Here is a 24,878-nt window from a genome sequence, read left to right on the forward strand (position 1 = left end):
CGTATGGACCAAAAATTTGGGATCAGGCGGAGCGGCGATGGGCTGCTTCGTGATCGGCAAACATGTCCGCAACGCACTTGCCTTCGCCGTGCGCATAGTCGTCGTGGGGAAGAACATCGCTCGTCTTCCTGGCGGCATCCCACAGGCGTAATGCTTCACGCACCACTTCGCTGCTCGATGCATAGCTACCATCGTCAACTGCTGCACGAATGTCCGCCGCCTGCAACGGGGAGATGGAAACGGTGACCATAGGCATGACATTCCTCCCTTTACCTCGTCGGACAGAAGACTGCCCAGTCGGGGGATTCTCAATCAGCTTCAGGCAGATGCCACGGACACCGCCGTTTCCGCGGCTGCCTTCAGGTCTTTAATTTTAGACGCCGCTCACATGCTTGTCAAAAAAGAAACAATCCGTGAGACGAGCCTGTGGATTGCGGGCATAAGTCAGCGGCGGATCGCAAGGCCGAAGGCGAGCATCGACCAGCCCTGAATGAGAAGGTCGCAGGCGAGGAAAAGGCCGAGGATCCGAAGGCTGTTCGCGGGCCATCCGAGGTAGATCACGACGCCAGCCAGCGCGGTGATGAGACCGCTTGCCAGCACCCAGCCCCACCCCTTCAGCGGGCGCATGCGCCAGCCGATGAAGACGCGGAAAATGCCGGCGATGAGAAGCGCTATCGACAGGAAGAGCGTCAGGGCCGCCGATGCCAGAATGGGGTTCATCAAGGCGAAAACGCCGGCGAGCACATAGAGCACACCACTCAATGCCCAGAACAGTACCTGCTCCCAACTGCGCACCTGAAACGCGTGAATAAGATAGATGACGCCGCCCGAAAGCATGAGGATGCCGACATAGAAGACCGACACCACGGTCGCCATCGCGACATTCCCGGCGGCGATGATACCGCAGGCCAGCAGAAGCACGCCCAGCACCACGAACCAGATCCATTTCGACCGCAGGGACGAAAAGGGCATTCCATTCGAAACATCGGTCATCATGCACCTCCCGGTTGGTAAGGGAAAATATGCCACAAGCAAGATAGATGAAAAGGGATAAAAGTCGGAAAACCCGACGGTATTTTTATTGATTGATCAGTCAATCAAAATTAAGATGCATCGATCTGGAGCGACTTCATGCCGAAACTTGGAATGGAACCCGTGCGCCGAAAGGCGCTTGTAGATGCAGCATTGCGCGTGATCGGCGATCACGGCTCGCTGAGCGTCACCATGTCCGAAATCGCCCGGCAGGCAGGCGTCTCCCCTGCCCTTGCGCATCATTATTTCGGCAGCAAGGAGCAATTGCTGATCGAGACCGTGCGCTTTCTGCTGAAGCAATTGCGCGACGATGCCGTGGCAGCACTCAAGGCGGCGCATACGCCACGCGAGAAGCTTTCGGCCGTGATCCGCGTGAGCTTCCAGGCCGACCAATTCGCGCCGCAGACCATTGCCGCTTGGCTCGCCTTCTACGCCGAAGCGCAGCGCTCGGAAGAAACGCGCCGCTTCCTGGTCATCTATGCCAGGCGCTTGCGCTCCAACCTGCTTGCCAGCCTGAAGGCGCTCGGACCCGCCGATGCCGCAGAACGCATCGCAGAGGGCGCGGCCGCGATGATCGACGGGCTCTATATCCGCCAAAGTCTGAAATCTGCGCCGATCAGTATCGAGGCGTCGATCTCGCTGACCGAGGACTACATCAATTCGGCGCTCGCCGCCTTTCCGAAAGGACCGAACCAATGACCCTCAGAGCCCAACCGAAGGCGTCGCACTTCATCGATGGCGAATATGTCGAAGACGAAGCAGGCAGCATCATCGAAAGCCTCTATCCGGCAACCGGCGAGGTCATTGCGAGGCTCCACGCGGCAACGCCTGCCATCGTCGAGAAGGCGATCACCGCGGCCAAGCGCGCGCAGCCGGAATGGGCAGCCATGAGCCCGACGGCGCGCGGTCGCATCCTGAAGCGAGCCGCCGACATCATCCGCGAGCGTAACCGTGAACTCTCCGAACTTGAGACGCTCGATACGGGCAAGCCGATCCAGGAAACGATCGTCGCCGACCCGACTTCGGGTGCCGACAGCTTCGAGTTCTTCGGTGGTGTGATCGCGGCCGGTCTCAATGGATCCTACATCCCTCTCGGTGGCGATTTCGCCTATACCAAGCGGGTGCCACTCGGCGTCTGCGTCGGCATCGGCGCCTGGAACTACCCGCAGCAGATCGCCTGCTGGAAGGGCGCACCGGCGCTCGCCGCCGGCAACGCCATGGTCTTCAAGCCTTCGGAAAACACGCCTCTTGGGGCGCTTGCCATCGCCGAGATCCTGCATGAAGCGGGGCTGCCGAAGGGCCTCTACAATGTCATCCAGGGTGACCGCACCACCGGCCCGCTACTGGTCAATCATCCCGATGTCGCCAAGGTGTCGCTCACCGGCTCCGTGCCGACAGGCCGCAAGGTCGCGGCCGCCGCCGCCGGCAGCCTCAAGCATGTCACTATGGAGCTCGGCGGCAAGTCGCCCCTGATCGTGTTCGACGATGCCAATATCGACAGCGCCATCGGAGGCGCCATGCTCGGCAATTTCTACTCGACCGGTCAGGTCTGCTCGAACGGCACCCGCGTCTTCGTCCACAAGGCCATCAAGGGTGAATTCCTGAAGCGGCTGAAGGCGCGCACGGAGGCGATCACCATCGGCGACCCGATGGACGAGGCGACCCAGCTCGGGCCGATGGTCTCCTGGGCGCAGCGCGGCAAGGTGCTTGACTACATCGAGAAGGGCAAAGCCGAGGGAGCGACGCTGGTCACCGGTGGCGGCATTCCGAACAATGTCTCCGGCGAAGGCTACTATGTGCAGCCGACCGTGTTTGCCGACGTCACCGACGACATGACGATCGCGCGCGAGGAAATCTTCGGGCCCGTCATGTGCGTGCTCGACTTCGATGACGAGGCGGATGTGATCGCCCGCGCGAATGCCACCGAATTCGGCCTCTCCGGCGGCGTATTCACCGCCGACATGACCCGCGCGCACCGCGTGGTCGACCAGCTGGAAGCAGGCACGCTTTGGATCAACACCTACAACCTCTGCCCGGTGGAAATCCCCTTCGGCGGCTCGAAGCAATCCGGCTTCGGGCGCGAGAATTCGCTCGCCGCGCTCGAGCACTATTCGGAACTGAAGACGGTCTATGTCGGCATGGGGCCGGTGCAGGCACCTTATTGAGGGGCAAAGCTATGAGACCGCTACCGGCTTGGCCGCTTTCCTTGCCGCTCAAGGATCTCGCGGAGGGGTGTATCGGGGGATTTTCTCTTGGCTGGCTTCAACGCCTTGAGATCGGCAAGCGCAAGCCTGCGATCACAGGCAGCGTCGTCGGCGGCCATAGCTTCAACCGCGATCTTCGCGCCGTGGCGGCCGCGCCGATTAGACTGGGCCTTGAACAGGGGGATGCTCTTTCGCGATGACTTGCTGTTTTCCCCGTAGTCGTTCCGACCATCTCTATCGAGTGACAGCTTTTTGTCGCGCGGTGGCGATCGCTCCTCGCGCGTCTTCTGGTCGCCCACTTCAAGCCCCCTGCCCAGATCAGTTCAATCTGGTTGCAACATACCTTCGTCCGCTCGTTGTGACAAACCAAGCGGTTGACTCTTGGAGAGCCATGTAATGCAGGCAGATTTCGTTATCGTTGGCTCCGGCTCGGCCGGTTCGGCTCTTGCCTACCGGCTGTCGGAGGACGGCAAGAATACTGTTATCGTCATCGAGGCTGGCGGTTCCGATTTCGGGCCGTTCATCCAGATGCCGGCGGCACTTGCCTGGCCGATGAGCATGAAGCGCTACAATTGGGGCTACCTCTCGGAGCCGGAACCCAATCTCAACAACCGGCGCATCACCGCGCCGCGTGGCAAGGTGATCGGCGGCTCGTCGTCGATCAACGGCATGGTCTATGTGCGCGGCCATGCGGAAGACTACAATCGCTGGGAAGAGCTCGGGGCCAATGGCTGGGCCTATGCCGATGTTCTCCCCTATTTCAAGCGGATGGAGCATAGCCACGGCGGCGAAGAGGGATGGCGCGGCACCGACGGCCCCCTGCATGTGCAGCGCGGCGGCGTCAAGAACCCCCTCTTCCACGCCTTCATCGAGGCCGGCAAGCAGGCCGGTTTCGAGGCGACCGAGGACTATAACGGCTCGAAGCAGGAAGGCTTCGGGCTGATGGAGCAGACCATCTTTCAGGGCCGGCGATGGTCGGCGGCCAGCGCCTATCTGAAGCCGGCGCTGAAGCGACCGAACGTGGAGGTCGTCTATGGCCACGCGCAGAAGGTGGTGATCGAGAACGGCCGGGCAACCGGCGTCGAGATCGAGCGCGGCGGCAAGATCGAGGTCGTCAGGGCGAACCGCGAGGTGATCGTTTCGGCCTCATCCTTCAACTCGCCGAAGCTGCTCATGCTATCGGGCATCGGTCCGGGCGCGCACCTCAACGACATGGGGATCGAGGTCAAGGCCGATCGACCGGGGGTCGGCGCCAATCTGCAGGACCACATGGAGTTTTATTTCCAGCAGGTCAGTACCAAGCCGGTTTCGCTCTATTCGTGGCTGCCGTGGTTTTGGCAGGGTGTCGCCGGCGCGCAATGGATGTTCACAAAGTCCGGGCTCGGCACCTCCAACCAGTTCGAGGCCTGCGCCTTCCTGCGCTCGGCCCCGGGCGTGAAGCAACCCGATATCCAGTACCATTTCCTGCCGGTCGCGATCAGCTACGACGGCAAGGCGGCGGCCAAGAGCCACGGCTTCCAGGTGCATGTCGGCTACAATCTGTCGAAATCGCGCGGCAACGTCACGCTGCGATCCTCGGATCCGAAAGCCGATCCGCTCATCCGCTTCAACTATATGAGCCACCCGGAGGACTGGGAGAAATTCCGCCACTGCGTGCGCCTCACCCGCGAGATCTTCGGCCAACAGGCATTCGACCACTACCGCGGACCGGAAATCCAACCGGGCGAAGGGGTGCAGACCGATGACCAGATCGACGCCTTCCTGCGCGAGCATCTGGAGAGCGCCTATCACCCCTGCGGCACCTGCAAGATGGGCGCGAAAGACGATCCCATGGCCGTCGTCGACCCCGAGACACGGGTGATCGGCGTGGATGGCTTGCGCGTCGCCGATTCATCGATCTTCCCGCATGTCACCTATGGCAATCTCAACGGCCCTTCGATCATGACCGGCGAGAAAGCCGCCGATCACATCCTCGGCAAGCAGCCATTGCCGCGCTCCAACCAGGAGCCGTGGATCAATCCGCGCTGGGAGCTGAGTGACCGGTAGGGGCTAGGGAAACTGCCGTTTGGTCAACTAGGACCTTGCGTCTCCTCCCTTACAGGCCGATAAGGCTTTGCTGACGCAAGCATTCCGACCAGATTTTGGTTGCCTCATCGGTCTATCAGTTCATGCTCCCATCCTACCGCAAATCCAAACTGCTCCGCCGCTCACGCGTCTTTTGGGGCTCGTTTTCGCTCTGGCGCCCGAGACTGGTGTTCTGGTGCGGAGCGTTGGCGATCGGGTTGATCAGCGTCGGCTTCGCCAAGCTCGCGGACCTCGCGCAGAAGGCGTTTTTCAGCGTGACCACATCAGGCGAATGGGCATTCCTGCTGCCGCTGCTCATTACGCCTCTGGGGTTTGCCCTTTCGGCCTATCTTGCGGCGACGCTGTTTCCGAATTCGCAGGGGAGCGGCATACCCCAGGCGATCGCGGCGCGGCACCTGCACGACGAGGCGGACCGCTCCCGGCTGCTTTCGCTGAGGATTGCCTTCGGCAAGATCCTGCTGACAGTGCTCGGCCTGTTCTCCGGCGCATCGATCGGGCGCGAAGGCCCGACGGTGCAGGTCGGAGCCTCGATCATGCTTGCCGTGGCGCGCTTCGGGGGAATGGCGCAGGCGCGCGGACTGATCCTCGCAGGCTCGGCGGCAGGCATCGCGGCGGCCTTCAACACACCTCTCGCCGGCATCGTCTTTGCCATCGAGGAAATGAGCCGCACCTACGAATCCAGGTCGAACGGACTCGTCCTGACGGCCGTCATCCTGTCGGGCCTGGCGGCACTCGGCCTTTCCGGCAGCTACAATTATTTCGGCTCGACCTCGATCGCGCCGATGCAGCTTGCGGATTGGGGGCTTGTGCTGATCTGCGGCGTGGGTGGCGGAGCGCTCGGCGCCGGGTTCAGCGGCTTTGCACTGCATGTGGGCCAGCGCGTCCGGCGCTGGGCGCAACCGCAGCCGCTGAAACGCATGCTCCTTCTCGCCAGCGCCTGCGGCTTCGCCATTGCCGTCATCGGCATCGGTTCGGGCGGAACGACGTTCGGCACCGGCTACGAGCAGGCCAGGGGCGCTGTCGAGGGACAGGCCCTGCCGCTGTTCTTCTTCCTGGAAAAACTTCTTGCCAGTTTCCTGTCGATGATCTCGGGCATACCGGGCGGGATCTTCGCGCCGTCGCTTGCCGTCGGCGCCGGTTTCGGCAGCACGGTCGGCACACTGATCGGCAGCAGCATTGCGCTGGCGGCAATTCTCGGCATGGCGGGCTATTTTGCCGGCGTCGTGCAGGCGCCGATGACGGCGTTCGTGATCATTCTCGAAATGACCGGCGACCATCAGGCCGTGATCCCGATCATGGCGGTGTCGATGATCGGCTACATCACGTCACGCATCCTGTCGCGCGAACCGCTCTATCACGGCCTGTCGCGCGTATTCATCGCCGCAACGATCCGCGCGCGACGGGCAGCAGAGCACAAGGCAAACGCCGAGGAAGCGACGGGCTAGCCTAGAGCGCATAAGGTATGCGCACACCCGGCGTGTCCGTCGGGAAACCCTTGCTGTTGCGCGTCACGAGCAGCATCGAGTTCGTGTCGGCGGTTGCCCAGATAATGGCATCCGGCAGTTTGATCCTATATTCCTGCCTGATCTCGACGGCCCTCTCCGCAACGGAGGCTTCCAGCGAAATGATCTGGAAGCCTGCCAAGAAACGACGCGTGGCATCCGCGACATCCGGTCTGGCGCCTGCCAACACTTCCATCCACGTGATAATGCTGATAGCCGCCGTGTCGTACCGATCAAACTCCTGAGCGGCTTGTGGGACAGCATTGAGGTAATCGATGAGGATATTGGTATCGAACAGCGGCTTCACCATTCGCCCCTGATCTCCTCCTGATACGCGAGACCGTCGATCTTCCGCTTCCCCCAAAGCCCAAATGCCTGGCTTCGTTCGTCGATCGAGCTATGTTCGAGGAATGCGCTGACCGCCTCGCGAATGAGAGAGGCACGCGACACGTTTTTCGTCGCGGCGATTTCGTCCAGCGCCTTCAGATGATCGTCGCCGATATCAACAAGCGTCCTCACTACCATGCACTCCGATATATGATATCATCAATGTATATCACATATCGCATGAATACAATTCAGTGGCTCGGATGGAGCCGATGACTGTGGGCGGCTCTAAGCCAGCATCCTCGTCACCTGGGCGACCTTGGCGGGGGCCACCGCGTCGGCGATGGTCGTGGAGAAAAGCACCTTGCGGGTGGCGTCGGCGACCTTGGCGAAGACGTGGCGGATTTCGCAGTTCTGCTCGCCGTCGCAATCATCGCATTTGCGATAGGCGGTGATCGACAGGCAGGGAAGCGGCGCGATCGGGCCGTCGATGATGCGAAGCACTTCGCCGAATGTGATCATGTCGGCAGGTTTCAGGAGTAGATAACCGCCCTGCTTGCCGCGGCGACTGACCACGATACCCTGATGCTTGAGGTCCAGCAGGATCTGCTCGAGAAACTTCTTCGGTATCTTTTGCTGCGCCGCGATATCGGAAATCATCACAGGCTCGCCATTGTCGGCCTGGGCCAGCACGGTGAGCGCTCTCAGCGCGTATTTGGCTTTCTGCGTAATCATTCTGGACCGTCGACACACACAGGGCAGACCGATTCCCGACCCACCGAAATACTGACCATGTCTCTATTGCACTTCCAGCATGAACGGAATTTGAACAGAGAAGCGAAACGCCTGAGACATAAGGTTTTTTGGCCTTGTTTTTTGCCCTCGGCCAATGAATATGACCCTACGCTAAAATTTGGCTGCCGCGCCATCAATTCACATTTCCGGTTGACAGGCAACGTGTAACTCTACTAAATCAATAGACATTGAGGCGCGCAGACGATTTCCATCGTCGGCGCGGCTGCTTTTCTGCATTGCAGCGGCCGGGGAGAGATATTTGCTCCTTTCGCGCCCGCATTCGAAATGCCCGTTTCTGTCCGATCCCTTCCTGACCTGCGATACTCCGGCCAACATCAAGGACAGGATTCCCATGACTGTTGCCCATACAATCGAAGAAGCGGAAACGCTGAACGCGAAACTTGCTACCCTTAGCCTGGCCGAACGCCTGTCGTTCGTATCGGGTCTTGGCGGGCGCGTGGTCTTCACAACCTCTCTCGGCATCGAGGACCAGGTGATCACGGCGGAAATCGGCAACCATCGCCTGCCGATCGACGTGGTGACGCTGCAGACTGGCCGCCTTTTCCCCGAAACGCTCAACCTGGTCGACGAGACGGAAAAGCAGTACGACATACACATCAACCGCTATGAGCCGGAACAGGCCGATATCGACGCCTATGCGGCCAAATACGGGCTGAACGGTTTCTATGAAAGCGTCGAAGCCAGACATGCCTGTTGTGGCGTGCGCAAGCTGAAGCCGCTTGCGCGAGCCCTGGCAGGGGCGACGATCTGGATCACCGGCCTGCGCCGTGGCCAGTCCACCAACCGCGCCGATACGCCGTTTGCCGAGTATGACGCGGAACGCCATCTCCTGAAGGTCAACCCGCTGGCCGACTGGGATATCGACGTGATCAAGGCCTACGTTGCCGACAACAGCGTGCCGATCAATCCGCTGCATGCGCGCGGCTATCCCTCGATCGGCTGCGAACCCTGCACCCGGGCCATCAAGCCGGGCGAGCCCGAACGGGCCGGCCGCTGGTGGTGGGAGCAGGACGAGAAGCGCGAATGCGGTCTGCATGTTGCCGAAGAGGCCTCGGCAATCCCCGCCCGACAGTAACCCGAAGTTCGGGACCGAAGCGCGGCTGTCGTCGCCGCTCCCCGAAGATCAAGCGAAATTGCGTTCCGGCTATCCGGCCTGGAACGACCGAAGTCTGGAGTAAGACATGCCCGATACCCGTCCGGATACGGAACTCAGCAATCCGCAGAGCACCAAGCCACCGCTCGATCCGCATCTGAAGGCGCTCGAAAACGAATCCATCCATATTTTCCGCGAAGTGGCGGCCGAGTTCGAGCGTCCCGTGATGCTCTACTCGATCGGCAAGGATAGCTCCGTGCTGCTGCATCTGGCGCGCAAGGCCTTCTATCCCGGCCGCGTCCCCTTCCCGCTGTTGCACGTCAACACCGGCTGGAAGTTCGCGGAGATGATCACCTTCCGCGACAAAATCGTGAAGGACTATGATCTCGACCTGATCGAGCATATCAATCCGCGCGGTGCGGCCGAAAACATCACGCCGTTCACCTATGGCTCGGCGCGTTACACCGACATCATGAAGACGGAAGCGCTGCGCAACGCGCTCGACGCCGGCAAGTTCGACGCGGCCTTCGGCGGCGCGCGGCGCGACGAGGAAGCATCCCGCGCCAAGGAGCGCATCTATTCCTTCCGCACCCCCGACCACCGCTGGGATCCGCGCAACCAGCGCCCCGAGCTCTGGAACATCTATAACGGCCAGATCCGCAGCGGCGAGAGCGTGCGCGCCTTCCCGCTGTCGAACTGGACCGAGGTCGACATCTGGCGCTACATCCAGGCGGAAAACATTCCGATCGTGCCGCTCTACTTCGCCGCCAAGCGCCCCTACGTCGAGCGCGACGGCATGATGATCTCGGCCTCCGATCCGCGCCTGGAACTGCTGCCCGGCGAAACCAAGCAGGAAGACTTCATCCGCTTCCGCACGCTCGGCTGCTTCCCGTTGACGGGCGCGATCAAGTCCACCGCCACGACGATGGACGACATTATCGCCGAACTTGAAATTGCCACTGTCTCCGAACGCCAGGGCCGCGCCATCGACCGCGACCAGTCCGGCTCCATGGAGAAAAAGAAGCGTGAAGGATATTTCTGAGATGACTGCAGCAGCAACAGCAAGCGCCATCGCCGCCCCCGCCGCCGAGCCCGCCCAGGCCGTGCGCGACACGCGACCGTTGCGCCTCATCACCTGCGGCAGCGTCGATGACGGAAAGTCCACGCTGATCGGTCGCCTGCTCTGGGATACCAAGGCAGTCAAGGAAGACCAGGCCGCGACGCTGCGCCGGGATTCGACCGGCAAGCAGAACGACCTCGGCCTGCCCGACTTCGCGCTGCTTCTCGACGGCCTGCAGGCCGAGCGCGAACAGGGCATCACCATCGACGTCGCCTATCGCTATTTCGCGACGGACAAGCGCTCGTTCATCGTTGCCGACACCCCCGGCCACGAGCAATACACCCGCAACATGGCGACCGGCGCATCCACCGCTGACCTCGCCATCCTCTTGGTCGATGCCCGCGCCGGCATTCTCGAGCAGACGCGCCGTCACGCGACGATCGCCTCGCTGCTCGGCATCAAGCAGTTCGTGCTTGCGGTCAACAAGATCGACCTCACAAACTACGATCGCGCCGGTTTCGAGAAGATCGTTCACGAGTTCCGCGAATTCGCGCTGTCGCTGGGCGTCAAGCAGATCACCGCCATCCCGATGTCGGCGCTGAAGGGCGAGAACGTCGTTTATTCCGGCGAAGCCTCCATGCCGTGGTATGCCGGGCCGACGCTTGTCGAGACGCTGGAGCTTGCCACCGTGCGCTCGTCGCAAACGGTCGGCTTCCGCCTTTCCGTCCAGCGCGTGTCGCGCCCGGGCGAGAGCTTTCGTGGCTATCAGGGCACGGTTGCCGGCGGTTCGGTGAAGCCGGGCGACAGCGTCATGATCCTGCCGTCGGGCATGGTCGCCAACGTTTCCAAGATCGTCACCTTCGACCTCGTGCGCAACGCCGCCGTCGCCGGAGACGCGATCACGCTGGTGCTCGACCGCCAGGTGGACGTGGCGCGCGGCGACATGATCGTTTCGATCGACAGCCAGCCGCAGGTGGGTCTCTCCTTCGACGCGCAGATCGTCGCGCTGCAGCCCGAGGGCATCGAGGCAGGCAAGCGCTACTGGCTGAAGAGCGGCAGCCGCCGACAGCGCGTTCAGGTGCAGCCTGTCGCGCAGCTGCAGCTGAAGACCGGAACATGGACCTCGGCCGAGACGCTCTACATGAACGCCATCGGCAAGGTGCATCTCTCCTTCGACGAAGCGGCGATCTTCGACCCTTACGAGCAGAACCGCTCCTCGGGCGCCTTCATCCTGATCGATCCCGAGACCAACAACACGGTGGCCGGCGGCATGGTGACGGGCAAGCGCTCGGAGCTCGGCGGCATTCACGGCGGCGATGCCCGCGTGATCCTGTCGCTGCCGGCGGATCTTGCCGACCAGATCATGGCAAGCGAGCTCTTCGCCAAGCGCCGTGACGAGGCGGAAGTGCGCCGCATGACGGCCGCGCAGGCCGCCGACCTCTGGTCGAACGCCGCAAGCGATATCTGACGATATGTCTAATCGTGGCCCGCTCCTATCGAGCGGGCCACGATTTCTACATGCTTGCCTGCACCCGATGCAGATTGGCATAGACCCCATCATTCGCCATAAGATCGTCATGGGTGCCGTGCTCGACGATGCCATCGCCCGTCAGGACCAGAATGCGGTCGGCATGGCGAACGGTGGAGAGACGATGGGCTATCACTAACGTAGTCCTCCCCTCTGCCACGGTCAGCAGCGCGCGCTGCACCGCGCGTTCACTCTCGTTGTCCAGCGCACTGGTTGCCTCATCGAAGATCAGGATTGCCGGGTCCTTGAGAAAAACGCGCGCGATCGTGAGACGCTGGCGCTGGCCGCCTGACAGCTTCACACCGCGCTGACCGATATCGGTAGCGTATCCGTTTGGCAGCGCCATGATGAAATCATGGGCGTTCGCGGCACGCGCAGCGGCCACCACTTCGGCATCGGTTGCATCCGGTCGTCCGTAGCGCAGGTTTTCTGCTATCGTGCCCGCAAACAGATAGACATCCTGCTGGACGACACCGATCTGGCGGCGCAACGACGCCAGCGTCACGTCGCGAACATCGACGCCATCGATCCGGATTGACCCGGCCTGGATGTCGTAGAACCGTGGGATCAGTGCGCAAAGCGTACTCTTTCCTACACCTGAAGGCCCGACCAAGGCCACGAATTGACCCGGTGCAATGGTCACGCAAACGTCGTCGAGCACGGTGGCGCCATCATCCGCATAGCCGAACGTGACCCCGGAGAAGCGGATTTCGCCGTTTGGAACGGACAACGGCTGGGCCTCGGGCCGATCCATGATATCGGGCGAGATCTCCAGTATCTCCATGGCCCTGACGAAACCGGTGTAGCCTTCCTGCCAAAGCCGCACGAAGTTGGCCAGCCGCCTCACTGGATCGACCAGCACCGCCACGCAAAGCAGGAAGGTCAGGAGATCGGCAACGGTGAGGTCGGCCGTCAGGATACGGATAGCCCCGACGATGATGACAAGGATGGTGATGAGCTGCGCGAAGGTCTCCGTGCCGACCGAGAACCAGGCTTCGCTGCGGTAGCCGTCCGCTCGGCTTCTGACAAAACCCTGGTTCAGATCGGCGAAACGCTCCTTCTCCCTCCCCTCGTTGGCAAAGGACTGGACCACACGAATGCCCGCCAGAGCATCCTCGACACGCTCGTTAACAGCGGCAATATGCTGCTTGCTGGCGTCGAGTGCTCGGTTCATGCGTCGATTGAAGTGCAACGCATAGGCGATCGCCAGCGGCGTGAGCAGAAGGATGATACCGGCCAAGAGCGGATCGATATAGAGGAGCACGATCATGGCGCCGCCGTATTTGAGCACGGCAATGGAGAGGTCTTCGGGGCCATGATGGAAAAGCTCGCCCAACCACAGTGAATCGTTGGTGATACGGCTCATCAACTGACCGGTGCGCTGTGTATCGTGGAAGCTGAACGAGAGCTTCTGGCAGTGCTCGAAGAGCTCCTGGCGTACCGCGGCCTCGATCCGGGCACCCATCACATGCCCCTGATAGTCGACAAAGAAGATGGCGACGCTCTGGACCGCGAGGATCACGAGCATGGCAGCCCCGATGACTAGGATCTCATTGAGGGCCTGCGGCGTGTCGGTAAGCGTCAGGAGATAGCGCGTGACGTAGTTGGCGCACAGCGGCAAAGCGATTGCGGTGCCGGCAACGAGGATTGCGCAAAACAGGTCCGCCAGCAGCAAAGGCAGGTGCGGCCGATAATAGGAGAGAAACTTGCGCCAGCGCGAGCGCCGGCGTTCGCGGTCGGCGTCGGTCTGGCGGGTCTGGAGGAACCGAAGAGAGGGTTTATGGCGTGGCGTGCTTTTCCTTGCACGCGAGAACCGAGAAATCATGAAGCGACATGTCCTTGTGGTGGATGTTTCCTTTCTGGTTGGACAGGATCGTTTTCATGTTGGTCTCCCGGAGCTTCAGCAATAGAAACCTGAGCATCGCAGACAAGTGCCGCCTTCTCAATATTGAAACGGGAGAAAGGCGAAGGATGTCATTTGCGGGCAACAGTGGGCGTTCCGTGCTGATGAGATGCCTGCTTCGACGAGCCGGTTGAGTTCCTACGACGGATCGGCTTGCCTTCCAGCGCATCGAGCTGGCGCCTCGTTTCACAGCAGGCATTGCCGACCAGCCAGCGGTTCTCGTGATCTCAGGCAGCAACGACCTTGTTGCCAATGGCCGCATCGAGGTGATCAAGCACATCGGAATCGACGCTGTCGCTGAATTTCCTAGCAAACAGCTTAGTTGATGCCAGCAGTTCGGGAATATCCGCACACTTCAATGTCGCGGGATATGGAGGAACCGGCCTGTCCCAGATCGCAAACCTCAGGTCATCGCCCACGATCCTGCCGGCGAACGGCGAATTGCTCAGTATGGTCTGGACAACGAATTCATCGGGAATGAACGTGCCGTGCAGAAAACGATCGAACTTGGGGCTCTTCTGATGGAATACGTCGATGTATTCGAGCGCGGCTCTGGTTAGCGTCCACCACTGGCTGCCACCGTAAGCAACGAGGCCGTAGGGCATGCTCCGCGTTATCGGCGTGTTGTAAACGCGGCCACGAATGCGGAGGTGATATCGAAGCGCCCTGTCCGGTGCCTTATAGAGGCCACCCATCTCGGTCCACCGGTTCGGCTTTTCCATAGCAAAGCTCTCGATGAACTCGTTTCCTTTCGCGCGCGCAAGGAAATCCGCTATCTGTTCATTGGACTTGATAGGATAATCCGCGCCGGACAGCAAAGTCGCATAGTCAAATTCGACGCCACTTTCGATCGCTGCATTGATCAACGAAAACGTTGCGCGCGATATGCCCGGACTGGCCCATCGACTGCGGAAGCGAGGTACGAAATAGGTTTTCGCCCTACGCTTCATCGCCTCCTGCAATTCTTCGTAGAACCGGCCTGCGTTCGTGTCGACATGAATAAAGACAGGCGACTCCTCGGGAAGCGCCGAGATGAGTCGTGTCACTTGCTTCAAATTCGCATGCACCAAAAGCAGGTAGGCAACGATCACGAGGCCCTCCAGGGAAAGATGACACCCCTTCTATTCTCCGGATTGAGACCGCCGGTCACAACAGGAGAAAAAGTCGTAGCCTCCCTGTTCCTTTGGAGCACATGGGCCGCGCAGCCCTAACAAAGGCCTGCTCCGCGCGGTGCTGCGCAGATTCAAGACCTCGCCGTGGGCACTACCAGAGCGACATGTGACGGTTGACATCCTTGTAGAGCAGGTAGCGGAAACGGCCGGGACCACCAGCGTAGCAGGCCTGCGGGCAGAAGGCGCGCAGCCACATGAAGTCGCCGGCTTCGACCTCCACCCAATCGGAGTTCAGGCGATAGACCGCCTTGCCTTCCAGCACATAGAGGCCATGCTCCATGACGTGGGTTTCCATGAACGGGATCACGCCGCCGGGCTCCAGGGTGACGATGGTGACGTGCATGTCGTAGCGAAGATCGGCGGGATCGATGAAGCGGGTCGTCGCCCATGCATCATTGGTATCCGGCATGGACTGCGGCGGATTCTGCTCTTCATGCGTGAAGAGCGCGGGTGGCGGCTCCAGCCCTTCGACCTCCTGGAACGCCTTGCGGATCCAGTGAAACTTCACGGGCGCCCCGCTCTTGTTCCGCAGCGTCCATTTCGAGCCTGCCGGCAGGAAGGCGAATGAACCGGGGCGCATCGGGTGCGTGGCACCTTCAAACTCGACCGTCATCTCGCCGTCGACCACGAAGAGCACGCCTTCGGCCCGCTTTTCAGGCTCCGGCCGATCGCTGCCGCCGCCCGGCTGCACTTCCATGATGTACTGCGAGAACGTCTCGGAAAAACCGGTCATCGGGCGCGAGATCACCCAGGCCCGGGTGCCCGTCCAGTGCGGCAAAAAGCTGGTGACAATATCCGTCATCACCGTGCGGGGGATGACCGCGTAGGCTGTCGTAAAGACAGCCTTGCTGGACAAAAGTTCGGTCTGCGGCGGCAGGCCACCCAAGTTGGAATAGAAGTTGCTGCTCATCGATCCACTTTTCATGAGACGGAATTGCCTACCAGCTTTAGGCGCCGGATATGCGGCAGGCAACATCTAGATTGGCAAGACTCCTTTTCCCGTTCGGCAGGCAGAGGGGACAGCTCAAAAAAAGAAACCCCGCACGCGGGCGGGGCTTCTTCTCTTCGTCGCTAACGCCGTCTCAATAAGGCGATACGCACTGGGCCCGAACGCCGACGCTCGGCGCATAGGTGTTGTCGTATTCGCGGTAGGTCTTGTAGCGGTTGTAGCACCACTGCACATGCGCACTGCCATACGAGTAGCTGGGCTGGGTATAGCTGGGCTGACTAGCGACCGCGCCACCGATGATCAGGCCGGTCCCGAAGGCAGCCAGCGGATACCACCACCCATCGTTGCCGCGACGATAGCCATACCGATAGTCCCTGTAGCCACGATGCCCGTTGTACCAGCCGTTCTGCGGTGGCCGTGGCCTGTGCGAGTTGTGCGGCGGCGGCCTGCTCGGGCGATGCGAATTGTGTGGCGGAGGCCGGCTCGGCCGGTTTGCGTGATGCGGCGGCGGGCGATTGGGTTTGCCGGCATGCGGAGGTCGTTTTGCCGGTTTGCAGTGCGGGCCACTGCAGGTGCGCACCTGCTGCACGTCCCCATCCGTCATCGCGCGGACGGCAACGGCTTCAGGCACGGGAAAAGCAGCTGCCGGCAGGGAATTTCCCACCGCCGTCAACACCGCCACAGCGACAATCGCCAATTTCCTCATTCAAGACCTCCAATGTTGATGCAGAGAATATGGACAACATGATTTCCAAAACCAGTGGTGGTATCAACATATTCTCATCGAGACCACAAGATCCCGTGTCGGCGCGTCGGCGAGCTACTCTCACTGTACGACGAGCTACTTGGACAGCAGACCGGAAGTCCCGAATGCATCAGCTTCCAGACTTCGACGGCGCCAGTGCCTCGATCCTTTTCGGCGGAAAAACATCAATGATTATTGTGAAATCGTGATCGTGCCGTGACGCATCGCGGTCGCCACCAAAGCCGAACCTCCCACCCCTCAATTCTAAGTGTGCCGTCCAAACCACGAGGCCCGGAAACTGTGACGGACTCCAACCGCTGCTATTGCTTGGCGCCGTGACACGCGATAGCGGAGAGATTGATGCAACCATACGACGTGAAACTCAACTGAGTCGCGGAGAATAGGATTGCCGGTTGCTTCAGTGTTTATGAGTGTTGGGAGAATTGAAATGAAGACGTTCTTATCCGCCATTGCCATCGTTGCCGCCACTGCTGGGTCGGCACTGTCCGCGGATCTCACCGCCGACACGGCAGCGAAATCGGCGTTCGACTGGAGCGGCGGCTATGTGGGTCTGGATGCCGGTCACGCCTGGGGCGATTCGAAGATAGACTTCGGCGGCTTTGCGCAGAGCAATCCGGATCCGGACGGCTGGCTCGGCGGCGCCTACATCGGCTACAATTTCCAGGCGCCAAATTCCTTCGTCATCGGCCTGGAGAGTGACATATCGGCCAGCAGCGCGGACGACCGGTCCGCATTCACGGTACCGGGTGTTGCGTTTACAGGGGTAGACGGCCAGGTTGATGTCAACTGGACAGCGGCCTTTCGCGCCCGCGTCGGCTACGCCGTCGACCGCTTCCTGCCCTATGTCGCGGGTGGCGTTGCCATCGCGGATGTCGACACATCAATCGTGGTGCCGGGCCTCAGCCAAAAATTCAGTGACACCTTTGTCGGGTACACCGTCGGTGCCGGTGTCGAGTACGCTGTCACCGACAACATTATCGGTCGCTTCGAATACCGCTACACGGACTTCGGCAGCAAGACCAACACCATTGCCGGTGCGCCTGTCGGTATCGATACCGATCTGAGCACCAATGAGCTTCGGCTCGGCGTCAGCTTCAAGTTCTAAGTCCGCTACGCTCTCGCGCTGCAAGCCCCGTCATTTCGGCGGGGCTTTTCCTTGCCGGTCGCGCCTGCCGAAACCGCCATTTGCGCGCGCTCGGAACATCTCGTCTGGCGCCCAAATCTCCGGGCGCGACGTGACTGAAACATGAACATAGGCTTCATCGCCAATTCAGGCCAACTGGAACATTTTCGGATCCATGCAGTTGTCTAACTGATGGAGATGACAATGAAAAAGCTTCTTATCGGCGCAATCGTTGCGCTTGCTTCGCTGACCGCCACCGCTGCTCCCAGCCTTGCAGACGGCGTCTATTTTCAATTCGGAAGCCCCGGGTATCATGACGGATACTACGGCGATTATCCGCGCTACCGGCCGGCCTATCGCAGATATTATGAGCCAGCATATCCTCGCTACTATCGTGAGCAATACCCGCGGCACAAGGCATCCTGCAGAACACAGAACAAGCGATATTACAGCGAACACGCTAATCGCTGGGTCACGCGATCGACCCGAGTCTGCTACCGCTAAAATCTATGCGGGCGCTTCGGACACATTCGAGGCGCCCCTCTTTCGCTGGCATCCCGCACTGCCACATCGTCGCATGAAAGGTGCCACATCGACCTGAACATACGTTGTTCGGGCCACCTTCCCGAATCGCAGCAGCTGCTGTGTTCTCAATCTGGCACTCTGAGTTGCCATGCGGGCACTCGCAATAATTCAAGCGAGCCGTCGACCGCGGTCAAGGCTCGCTCATCGTTCTGCGACAGCTTCGGCGTTTCGGGTGTCAGTGAGACACGTGCTCGGGCTTACCCTTCCTCTTGGTAGAGGCGAAATCTTCCAGCTGCTTTTCGGTCATGGAATCGACCATTTCTCGAGACGCACCCTTCAGCTTGCTTTTGGGGGTCTCGCCGCGCTTGGCGGAAAGCGCTGCACCGGCTGCTTTTTGCTGGGCTTTGGACTTGGCTGGCATGGGACTATCTCCTCTTTTCCAGTCAACTCTACAGCCTTGTCGATGTTCCGCCGCGACGAGCGGCAAATTCCCCAGCCCGCGTGCACGCAGCTGCGAACGGCTACCCGCGTAAGGTAAGAGCAGATTTTTCAGAGGTTCGGGAAATAATTGGACCACATCAAGTGGTCAGACTGGTCGGAGTGGAGTGATTCGAACACTCGACCCCCACGTCCCGAACGTGGTGCGCTACCAGACTGCGCTACACTCCGTGACCAGCGGCGCCTTCATAGACCGGCCCATCTTATTGCGCAAGCACCAAAATTCAAAAGCGGGCGCATTTTTTTACGCTGCCATGACAGGCGCCGAAGTGCGCTTGAGGTGGAGCAAAAAGCCACACCCCGGGCAAATTTTGCATTTGCGAACAGGAGCCGATTTTCTTTTGCCGGGTTACGCGCTAAAGGCCTGATCGGGACACGCAGAACCGCTGCGCAGACAGTGATTCCCGCATTGGATGCGCGCCATTTCAGGGACGATATGATGAAACTCCGCACCTTTGCCGCGGCCGGGCTTACTATTGCGCTGGCCGGCTGCACGACCATTCCGACTGCCGCCGATCCGATCTCCAGCCGCTGGGTTGGCCAGTCGGCCGGCAAATTCTTTGCCGCCTTTGGCCCGCCTCTCACCGATGCCGACACGGGCAACGGTAACGTCTACACTTGGAAGGGCGGCTACAAGACGGTTACGGTTCCGGCGAAGTATGCCGATGGCGCCGACGGCAAGCGCGGCAAGCAGATCTCCCCGGCCCGCAAGCAGTACCTTCGCTGCCAGGCGGAAATCACGACGAATGCGGACTACACGATCCGCACCATCCGCGTTTCCGGCGACGTCCCTGGTGTCAACGGCCCATCCTATTGCGCCGAGTTCCTTGCGCCGGCGCAGTCGTAAGCCAAAAGCACCTGACGACAAAAGGCGGCCTGAGGTCGCCTTTTTTCATTTAGGCCAATGCCCGGGCGTCGCCGTACCAGCCACTGCCCAATCGCTGACGCACGGCGAGCTAAGCTTTCGCGTGCAGTACTGAGCGATCGCCTGCAGCGACGAAATAGCGGCCTCGAAGGAGGTAGGAGACCTCCTTATTAACAGCTTCCAATTCTAATTCGGATCACGCACGCTAGCATCATTTCAGTCAAAATCGCTTGGTCCATGAACGCTCCAACGTCTAAAGAAACTTCGATTGAAGTAGCTTCGGCAGGCGGCAGCACGTCGTCCAACGCCTATGTCATCGCAGTTCCGGCCCCCGCCTACCGGCTCTCCGACAGCTCTTTTGCGATCGAAGGCGCCTTTTCCCATCACCTTAGAGAGCTCAAGTCGCAACTCGGCAACCATGCTGACAAAGTCGTATTGGTTGCACCAGAACTCAGCCGGGAAGATTTCGATAGTAGCCCCTCGCTTGGCATCATCACTGCCGATGAAGGAATTGTGATGGTGCCCACATATCCGGCCAGTGCATCCGCCAAGGAGTTCTGGCTCCGGCATGTGCCTCGACTGGTGGGCGTTCTCAACCGAACCTTCGGCGAAGCGGTCGTCGTTCATTCGGGGTTGTCTCACGACACGTGGCGACCGATGCTACTGTTGGTGAATGTCATCGCGTGGCTCCGCAAGAAGCCCATATTGTTCGTCGTCGATATTGATTTCCGGCACAACAGCCTGCGGTTCCGGCAACTCGGGATGTGGAGCCGAAAAAGCTATCTCACCAATCGGCTGGTGCACGATCCTCTACGGCGGTTTCAGGTCTGGCTGGGGGTCAGACTGTCAAAACTTGTGCTCCTGAAGGGCCCCCAGCTCGTGCGCGATTTTGGCGGCGGCCGGCCTCATGTGAAGAATTTCCTTGATACAGCGCACGCTGCGGAACAGGTTTTTTCCGAAGACGAGTTGAACCAGCGCCTGTCGTGGCTTTCCGACAGGACCCAGCCGCTGCAGCTCACCTACTTTGGCCGACTGGTGTCTTACAAAGGCATAAACCTCGCCATTGAGGCCATCCGTTTGGCGCGTACCAAAGGCAAAGACATCCGGTTGACGATCATAGGGGATGGTCCAGAGCTCTCTTCACTTCGCCGGCAGGTGGACGATGCAGGACTATCGGAGGCTGTGAGCTTCACCCCGGCCGTAAAATACGGTGAGCCACTGTTTCGCCTGCTGGCGAATTTTCATGCCTCTGTCGCGTGCCCGTTGGTGGAGGATACGCCTCGCTCGGCCTTCGATTCCATGGCGAGGGGATTGCCGATCGTGGCGTTCGATCTCGACTATTTCAAAGATCTCGCGGAGATGAGCGGCGCGGTAACCACCGCCGCCTGGCCGTCACCGGAGAAACTCGCAGATGCCTTCGTCGCACTCGACGCAGATAGAACCGCGCTGATGGAACAGACGCGCAAGGCAGTGGCCTTCGCGAAGGCCAATACGCAGCAGATCTGGATGGAAAGACGACAGGCTTGGCTGATGGAATATGTCTTGAACGACGCACCAGCGACCAACGGCGAACAATAGCAACAACATTGATGCTATCGACGGCCGTCGATAAGTCTCGGCTGAGTGAAGCTGGGCCATCAAGATGCAGCTGGATTTAGGTGGCTGGGGCGCCAGGATTCGAACCTGGGAATGCCGGTACCAAAAACCGGTGCCTTACCGCTTGGCGACGCCCCAACAGAGCTTGGCAGCGAAGGCCGCTTGCCAAATCGACGCCTGATTAGCAAAGCTCGCTTGCGGTCACAATCATTAAGTTTCGAGCGCGGCATATTTCTGTGCGCTTTCTTCGTCGCCATGTTAGGTGTTCGGACAGTGACTGCACACCCCGGAGTGACGATGAGCCAATACCGCGCCCGCCCGCCTGCCCTTGCGACCATCCTGCTCGACGACGCGGTGGTGCGGATAACGCGGTGGGATTTCGAGCCGGGCGCCGATACCGGCGTCCACTCGCATGGAATGGGCTATGTCGTCGTGCCGATGACGGATTGTCAGTTCCTGCTCGAGGAAAAGGACGGCAGCCGCAGGGTGGACATCGCGAAAGGCGCCGCCTACCGGCGCGATGCCGGCATGGAACACAATGTCGTCAATGCTGGCGACGCACCCATGTCCTTCATCGAGATCGAATACAAATAAGTATTGCGACCTCACGGCCACATGGACGCGACATGGCGAACCCGGAATTCAACTTTGCCTTCGAACCCGCCTACGGGCAGCCCGTGGCCGTCGCCCCGCATGTCCAGCGCATCACAGCCAACAATCCCAGCCCCTTCACCTTTCACGGGACGAACAGCTACATCGTCGGTGACCGGTCGGTCGCGGTGATCGATCCCGGACCGGAGGACGACGACCATTTTCAGGCGTTGCTAGCGGCGCTCGAGGGGCGCGAGGTCACCCATATTCTCGTCAGCCATACGCATCGGGACCACTCGCCGCTGGCCAGGCGCCTCCAGGCTGCCACCGGAGCCCGGATCGTCGCGGAAGGACCGCATCGGGCGGCACGCCTGCTGCATGAAGGCGAGATCAATCCTTTCGCTGAAAGTTCCGACATCGATTTTCGGCCGGATCTCGCAATCGACGACGGCGAGACCATCGACGGCGATGGCTGGCACCTGACGGCTGTTCACACGCCCGGGCACACGGCAAACCACACGGCTTTCGCGCTGGCTGGAACCGGCGTCCTGTTTTGCGCCGATCACGTCATGGCCTGGGCAACCTCGATTGTCGCTCCGCCGGATGGCTCGATGACGGATTATATGAAGTCCCTCGACAAGCTTATCGAGCGGCATGATCGCCTGCTGCTTCCGGGGCATGGCGGCCCGGTCAAGAAACCGGTGTCATTCATGCGCGCGCTCAAGACCCATCGGCGCATGCGCGAACGCGCCGTGCTCGGGCGTATCCGCGCGGGCGATAGCTCCATTCCCGACATGGTGAAGGTGATCTACCGGGATACCGACCCCCGCCTGCATGGTGCCGCTGCCCTCTCCGTGCTTGCCCATATCGAGGACCTGATCGAGCGCGGCGAAGTCACGACCGACGGTCCCCCTCACCTGCTCGGTCGATACCGACCGATGGCCCGGAGGTAACCCATGGCTGCCGATTACAGCTATCGCGAGGATGCCGCCGTTCCGGCGTTTGCGGACGACAACCCACTGATCGTCTTCGACGGGGAATGCGTATTCTGCTCGGCTTGGGTTCAATTCGCGCTCAAGCATGACAAGGCCGGGCGGTATCGCTTCCTGGCAGCACAGTCGCCGCTGGGTGCCGCGCTTTACCGCCACTACGGGCTGGATGACCGCGACTATGAAACCAATATCCTGATCGAAAACGGTCAGGCGTTCTTCAAGTCGGACGGATCGATCCGGATGATTGCCGGGCTCGGCAGTCCCTGGTCTGCTGTGCGGATCTTTCGCCTCCTGCCGCGCAAGCTGCGCGACAGCCTTTATGAATTCGTGGCGCGCAACCGGCTACGCATTGCAGGACGACGCGCGAGCTGCTTCGTGCCGACGCTCGAGCAGCGGAACCGGTTCCTTGGATAGCCCTGAGCCGCTTGGCTAGCTGCCCGCGATGCCGAGCAGTTCGGAATCGAGCGCCTTCAGGTAGTTCTCCGCAATGTCTGCGCTGAAGCCGAGATCATACGGGCCGTAACGGGAGGCAACGCGAACATCGACGAAGGTGGTCTCTGCCTCCTCGCGCAGACGGATGATGACGTCGAAGCGGAGGCCAAGGACGAGGGTTCGTGTTTCACCCTGCAAGGTCACGCCGTTGGCGCGGCGGATGAGCTGGGCAACGTCGTCGTCATAGGGACGTGGCGTCGGCACGGGCACGGCCTCCGGCGCGTCGGCCACGGCGCCGTCCTCCGCCTGCGGCTTGACCGGCTTGTCCTCAGGATCCCGCGACGGTTCGCTGTCACCCTCGGCGTGGGTGATCCTGATGCCGCTTTGCTTGGCAACCTTTTTCACGGCCTCGAGCACGCGATCGATGGCGCCGTCATAGCGGCGTCCGGTGAGTTCCGGATAGGCCTCGAGTTGCTTTTCGCGATCGTCAGCGGTGATATCGGGACGCGGCAGCCAGATCTGATCGGCCTTGGGCGGCTTCAGCCACTCGGGCTCGGACACCAGATCGGTCGAGACATCGTAGATTGCCGGCAGCGCGAAATAGCGTTCAAGCGCAAGCCCACCAAGCACCAGGGGCAGCGCCGCGAAGATCAGCGCCTTCATGGCATCCTGCCCGCCTTCGGCTCCTGTCAGCCACAGGCTTCGCAGCCCGGTAAAGGCCAGGAACGTTGCCAGCAGCGCCAGACCGGCCGAGACAAGCAGAACCAGTACGAGATAAGGCGTCGCAAGGCCGACAAAACGATGGCCGACCAGGCCTGCCAGGCAAAGTACCAGCGCAAATGCCCCGAAGCGCCGCGAAAAGCGGGCGGCACTGGAAACGGGGCGGTCGAAACGGATTGCCATCAAACTTACCGGTTACTCGCAAGCGGCGCGTCCCGCATGAACACGCAAATCGCCCATGACTCTGTTTAGTGCAAGATTCGCTTAAATTGAAACGGTTGTCTCGAAAGAGCGCCCGCAATCCACGGCGAAGACGACGATGGCATGCTTGAGCATTTTCTGATATTCCCTATCTGTCGCAGTGTGGCGACCTCCGCTTGGCAGGACAAACAGGAGAAGAGCAATGATTGCACCAGAGCTCGCAGCGGACACGCAGGCGCCGATGCTAGGCCCTATCGATCCCGGCGACGCTTTCTTGCCGATGGAACTTCTCGAGCTTGAACTTTCGCTCGAGACCTACAACGGCGATGCGGACTTCTGCGAAGCTGTGCGGGTTGCGTCCACCCGGGCCGGCGGCGAATTTCTCTTCGACCTTCCGGCCGACGGGCTGATGGACAATTGCAAGAGAATTGCCGTTCTGCGCATCCCCTCAGCCGAGGCAGGGACGCGGATCGTTCTTGCCGTGCTCGATCAGAATGGAACGGAAATCCGTATCGAGGCGCCCCCGCCGGAAAGCGGAAACCTCGTTCAATTCGCCGAGGCGTTCATCACCGTTCTCGAGCGGTTCTGATTCAATCGCGGCCGGCCGCGGCCTCTGCCAGGCTCCGGAACGGGAACTTGCGCCCGCATTCGCATTTTATCACGCAGGTTTCCTGGTGGTTCGACGGGCGCTGGATGAACAGGCCGCGCGGCAGATGATCGACGGTGAAGCCCGGATGCTTGCGCTTGGGGTCGTCGATTTCCGACGCTTCGGCAAAACCGCTGTTGCCGCATTGCGGGCAGGTCAGCTTTTTCGAGAATCGATCACGTAATGCCATGCATGCCTTCCACTCGTGCGAAGCAGCCTTCTTACAGGCGATCGGCCCGAGGTGAAAGCAGG

28 protein-coding genes and 2 tRNA genes are annotated in these 24,878 nt (G+C 60.7%); 16 read left to right on the plus strand and 14 right to left on the minus strand.

What is annotated here, in order from left to right; genetic code table 11:
* Positions 1-22 precede the first annotated feature (22 nt).
* Both QTL94_RS25025 and QTL94_RS25030 read right to left on the minus strand, forming a co-directional pair.
* A complete protein-coding gene (locus QTL94_RS25025; RefSeq protein ID WP_065689796.1) occupies positions 23-256 on the minus strand; it encodes a ribbon-helix-helix domain-containing protein in 234 nt (77 codons plus the stop codon).
* A gap of 188 nt (positions 257-444) precedes the next feature.
* Positions 445-993, minus strand: coding sequence for an HdeD family acid-resistance protein (locus QTL94_RS25030; protein WP_065689795.1), 549 nt, complete (start codon positions 991-993; stop codon positions 445-447).
* Between the two features lie 138 nt (positions 994-1,131).
* Here QTL94_RS25030 and betI point away from each other — a divergent pair, with 138 nt between their 5' ends.
* From betI to QTL94_RS25055, 5 genes are all read left to right on the plus strand, one after another.
* Positions 1,132-1,731, plus strand: a complete 600-nt coding sequence (gene betI, locus QTL94_RS25035; protein ID WP_065689794.1) for a transcriptional regulator BetI — start codon at positions 1,132-1,134, stop codon at positions 1,729-1,731.
* Positions 1,728-3,197: a betaine-aldehyde dehydrogenase gene (gene betB / locus QTL94_RS25040; RefSeq protein ID WP_289803392.1), complete on the plus strand. Its 1,470-nt coding sequence runs from the start codon at positions 1,728-1,730 to the stop codon at positions 3,195-3,197. Before betI ends, betB begins: the two co-directional genes overlap by 4 nt.
* 11 nt (positions 3,198-3,208) lie before the next feature.
* Positions 3,209-3,436, plus strand: a complete 228-nt coding sequence (locus tag QTL94_RS25045; protein ID WP_289803393.1) for a hypothetical protein — start codon at positions 3,209-3,211, stop codon at positions 3,434-3,436.
* Between the two features lie 196 nt (positions 3,437-3,632).
* Positions 3,633-5,282 (plus strand): choline dehydrogenase, encoded by a 1,650-nt coding sequence (betA, locus tag QTL94_RS25050; protein WP_289803394.1) that lies wholly within the window; start codon positions 3,633-3,635, stop codon positions 5,280-5,282.
* 122 nt (positions 5,283-5,404) lie between these two features.
* Positions 5,405-6,766: a chloride channel protein gene (locus QTL94_RS25055; RefSeq protein ID WP_289803395.1), complete on the plus strand. Its 1,362-nt coding sequence runs from the start codon at positions 5,405-5,407 to the stop codon at positions 6,764-6,766.
* A gap of 1 nt (position 6,767) precedes the next feature.
* Here QTL94_RS25055 and QTL94_RS25060 read toward each other — a convergent pair whose 3' ends face one another.
* The 3 genes from QTL94_RS25060 to QTL94_RS25070 all read right to left on the minus strand — a co-directional run bounded on the left by QTL94_RS25060 (position 6,768) and on the right by QTL94_RS25070 (position 7,885).
* The gene (locus QTL94_RS25060; RefSeq protein WP_065689790.1) at positions 6,768-7,133 is read right to left on the minus strand and encodes a type II toxin-antitoxin system VapC family toxin; all 366 of its coding nucleotides are present in this window, start codon (positions 7,131-7,133) and stop codon (positions 6,768-6,770) included.
* Positions 7,127-7,342 carry a ribbon-helix-helix domain-containing protein gene (locus tag QTL94_RS25065; protein ID WP_065689789.1) on the minus strand — a complete coding sequence of 72 codons (216 nt, stop codon included), beginning with the start codon at positions 7,340-7,342 and terminating at the stop codon, positions 7,127-7,129. The genes QTL94_RS25060 and QTL94_RS25065 overlap by 7 nt, the downstream gene beginning before the upstream one ends.
* 96 nt (positions 7,343-7,438) lie before the next feature.
* Positions 7,439-7,885, minus strand: coding sequence for an RrF2 family transcriptional regulator (locus tag QTL94_RS25070; protein WP_065689788.1), 447 nt, complete (start codon positions 7,883-7,885; stop codon positions 7,439-7,441).
* 412 nt (positions 7,886-8,297) lie between these two features.
* Between QTL94_RS25070 and QTL94_RS25075 the strand changes: the two genes are divergently transcribed.
* The 3 genes from QTL94_RS25075 to cysN all read left to right on the plus strand — a co-directional run bounded on the left by QTL94_RS25075 (position 8,298) and on the right by cysN (position 11,587).
* Positions 8,298-9,041 carry a phosphoadenylyl-sulfate reductase gene (locus QTL94_RS25075; protein WP_289803396.1) on the plus strand — a complete coding sequence of 248 codons (744 nt, stop codon included), beginning with the start codon at positions 8,298-8,300 and terminating at the stop codon, positions 9,039-9,041.
* 106 nt (positions 9,042-9,147) lie between these two features.
* Positions 9,148-10,101, plus strand: coding sequence for a sulfate adenylyltransferase subunit CysD (cysD, locus tag QTL94_RS25080; RefSeq protein WP_113524245.1), 954 nt, complete (start codon positions 9,148-9,150; stop codon positions 10,099-10,101).
* Position 10,102: 1 nt separating this feature from the next.
* Positions 10,103-11,587, plus strand: coding sequence for a sulfate adenylyltransferase subunit CysN (gene cysN / locus QTL94_RS25085; protein ID WP_289803397.1), 1,485 nt, complete (start codon positions 10,103-10,105; stop codon positions 11,585-11,587).
* Between the two features lie 46 nt (positions 11,588-11,633).
* Here the strand turns inward: cysN and QTL94_RS25090 are convergent, their stop codons facing one another.
* From QTL94_RS25090 to QTL94_RS25105, 4 genes are all read right to left on the minus strand, one after another.
* Positions 11,634-13,472, minus strand: coding sequence for an ABC transporter ATP-binding protein (locus QTL94_RS25090; RefSeq protein ID WP_289803398.1), 1,839 nt, complete (start codon positions 13,470-13,472; stop codon positions 11,634-11,636).
* A gap of 305 nt (positions 13,473-13,777) precedes the next feature.
* The gene (locus QTL94_RS25095) at positions 13,778-14,641 is read right to left on the minus strand and encodes a beta-1,6-N-acetylglucosaminyltransferase (protein ID WP_289803399.1); all 864 of its coding nucleotides are present in this window, start codon (positions 14,639-14,641) and stop codon (positions 13,778-13,780) included.
* A gap of 172 nt (positions 14,642-14,813) precedes the next feature.
* Positions 14,814-15,632 (minus strand): bifunctional allantoicase/(S)-ureidoglycine aminohydrolase, encoded by an 819-nt coding sequence (locus tag QTL94_RS25100; RefSeq protein ID WP_289803400.1) that lies wholly within the window; start codon positions 15,630-15,632, stop codon positions 14,814-14,816.
* Positions 15,633-15,804: 172 nt separating this feature from the next.
* On the minus strand, positions 15,805-16,377 hold the full coding sequence (locus tag QTL94_RS25105; RefSeq protein ID WP_289803401.1) for a BA14K family protein: 573 nt from the start codon (positions 16,375-16,377) through the stop codon (positions 15,805-15,807).
* 487 nt (positions 16,378-16,864) lie between these two features.
* Between QTL94_RS25105 and QTL94_RS25110 the strand changes: the two genes are divergently transcribed.
* Together QTL94_RS25110 and QTL94_RS25115 are read left to right on the plus strand one after the other, a co-directional pair.
* Entirely contained in the window at positions 16,865-17,542 is a 678-nt protein-coding gene (locus tag QTL94_RS25110) for an outer membrane protein (RefSeq protein WP_289803402.1), read from the plus strand.
* Positions 17,543-17,764: 222 nt separating this feature from the next.
* Positions 17,765-18,064, plus strand: a complete 300-nt coding sequence (locus QTL94_RS25115; protein ID WP_289803403.1) for a hypothetical protein — start codon at positions 17,765-17,767, stop codon at positions 18,062-18,064.
* A 256-nt stretch (positions 18,065-18,320) separates the two neighbouring features.
* Here the strand turns inward: QTL94_RS25115 and QTL94_RS25120 are convergent, their stop codons facing one another.
* The gene (locus QTL94_RS25120; RefSeq protein ID WP_289803404.1) at positions 18,321-18,506 is read right to left on the minus strand and encodes a DUF3008 family protein; all 186 of its coding nucleotides are present in this window, start codon (positions 18,504-18,506) and stop codon (positions 18,321-18,323) included.
* A 171-nt stretch (positions 18,507-18,677) separates the two neighbouring features.
* A tRNA-Pro gene (locus QTL94_RS25125) sits at positions 18,678-18,754 on the minus strand.
* 268 nt (positions 18,755-19,022) lie between these two features.
* Here QTL94_RS25125 and QTL94_RS25130 point away from each other — a divergent pair.
* Positions 19,023-19,430, plus strand: coding sequence for a hypothetical protein (locus tag QTL94_RS25130; RefSeq protein WP_289803405.1), 408 nt, complete (start codon positions 19,023-19,025; stop codon positions 19,428-19,430).
* Positions 19,431-19,685: 255 nt separating this feature from the next.
* A complete protein-coding gene (locus QTL94_RS25135; protein ID WP_289803406.1) occupies positions 19,686-21,026 on the plus strand; it encodes a glycosyltransferase in 1,341 nt (446 codons plus the stop codon).
* 81 nt (positions 21,027-21,107) lie between these two features.
* Here QTL94_RS25135 and QTL94_RS25140 read toward each other — a convergent pair.
* A tRNA-Gln gene (locus tag QTL94_RS25140) sits at positions 21,108-21,182 on the minus strand.
* Positions 21,183-21,341: 159 nt separating this feature from the next.
* Here QTL94_RS25140 and QTL94_RS25145 point away from each other — a divergent pair.
* From QTL94_RS25145 to QTL94_RS25155, 3 genes are read left to right on the plus strand one after another with little or no spacing between them, the layout of a single operon-like run.
* Positions 21,342-21,638: a cupin domain-containing protein gene (locus QTL94_RS25145; protein ID WP_289803407.1), complete on the plus strand. Its 297-nt coding sequence runs from the start codon at positions 21,342-21,344 to the stop codon at positions 21,636-21,638.
* Between the two features lie 32 nt (positions 21,639-21,670).
* On the plus strand, positions 21,671-22,588 hold the full coding sequence (locus QTL94_RS25150) for an MBL fold metallo-hydrolase (protein WP_289803408.1): 918 nt from the start codon (positions 21,671-21,673) through the stop codon (positions 22,586-22,588).
* A gap of 3 nt (positions 22,589-22,591) precedes the next feature.
* Positions 22,592-23,041, plus strand: coding sequence for a thiol-disulfide oxidoreductase DCC family protein (locus QTL94_RS25155; RefSeq protein WP_289803409.1), 450 nt, complete (start codon positions 22,592-22,594; stop codon positions 23,039-23,041).
* A gap of 15 nt (positions 23,042-23,056) precedes the next feature.
* Here QTL94_RS25155 and QTL94_RS25160 read toward each other — a convergent pair whose 3' ends face one another.
* Complete coding sequence (locus tag QTL94_RS25160; RefSeq protein WP_289803410.1) at positions 23,057-23,962, minus strand: DUF1499 domain-containing protein; 906 nt, start codon at positions 23,960-23,962, stop codon at positions 23,057-23,059.
* A gap of 220 nt (positions 23,963-24,182) precedes the next feature.
* Between QTL94_RS25160 and QTL94_RS25165 the strand changes: the two genes are divergently transcribed.
* Positions 24,183-24,569 (plus strand): hypothetical protein, encoded by a 387-nt coding sequence (locus tag QTL94_RS25165; RefSeq protein ID WP_065689775.1) that lies wholly within the window; start codon positions 24,183-24,185, stop codon positions 24,567-24,569.
* Position 24,570: 1 nt separating this feature from the next.
* Here QTL94_RS25165 and QTL94_RS25170 read toward each other — a convergent pair whose 3' ends face one another.
* Positions 24,571-24,816 carry a hypothetical protein gene (locus QTL94_RS25170; protein ID WP_289803560.1) on the minus strand — a complete coding sequence of 82 codons (246 nt, stop codon included), beginning with the start codon at positions 24,814-24,816 and terminating at the stop codon, positions 24,571-24,573.
* Positions 24,817-24,878: the final 62 nt, after the last annotated feature.

The sequence above is a fragment of the Rhizobium sp. S96 genome (genome assembly GCF_030382195.1).
Taxonomy (GTDB): domain Bacteria; phylum Pseudomonadota; class Alphaproteobacteria; order Rhizobiales; family Rhizobiaceae; genus Rhizobium.